The 719-nt window shown below is 61.9% G+C and carries 1 protein-coding gene; it reads right to left on the bottom strand.

What is annotated here, in order from left to right; genetic code table 11:
* The coding region (locus tag A9X04_RS00625; protein ID WP_197508960.1) for an acyl-CoA dehydrogenase family protein at nucleotides 1–719 on the bottom strand (719 nt) is incomplete at both ends.

Raw genomic sequence — 719 nt, forward strand, 5'->3', positions numbered from 1 at the left:
GCCTTGACGACGTTGCGCCCCACCGTCCAGCGGTGCACCTCATCGGGGCCGTCGACGATGCGGCTCATTCTCGCCTCTGAGAGCCAGGCCGCCAACGGCAGGTCGTGGGTGTAGCCCAAGGACCCGTGTATCTGCAACGCCGTGTCGATCACCTCGATCAGCATGTTGGCGATATAGGTTTTGGCCATCGAGTTCTCGATGCGCAGGTCGTGCCCGTGCTCCATTTTGTAGGCCAGGTGCAGGATCATCAGTCGCGTGATGTAGAGCTTCTCGGCGCAATCGGCGAGCATCCACTGGATGCCTTGCCGATCGGCGACGCGCTTGCCGAAGGTGACACGCTCGCACGCACGTGCGGTGGCCATATCCAAGGCTGCCTGAGCTTTGGCCACGCTCCACATGCCGTGCCGCAGCCGGCCGTAGCCGAGGCGATGCTGGCCCATGGCAAAGCCCTGTCCAAGTCCGCCGAGAATGTTCTCGTGGGGGACAACGAGGTCGTTGATGCGCACTTCGGCGTGGCCCATCTGGATTTCGCCCTGGTAGGTGGGGATATCGGATTCGCCCATGATAGGGATATTGCGGACGATATCGAAACCCGCGTTGGGCAGCTCCACCAAGAAGGTGGTGTATTGCCGATGACGAGGGGCGTCGGGATCGGTCTTGGCCATCACCAGTGCCAGCTGAGAAATGGACGCCCCTGAGGTGTACCACTTCTCGCCGTT

This window comes from Mycobacterium sp. E3247, from assembly GCF_001667785.1.
In the GTDB taxonomy this organism is placed as follows: Bacteria; Actinomycetota; Actinomycetes; order Mycobacteriales; family Mycobacteriaceae; genus Mycobacterium.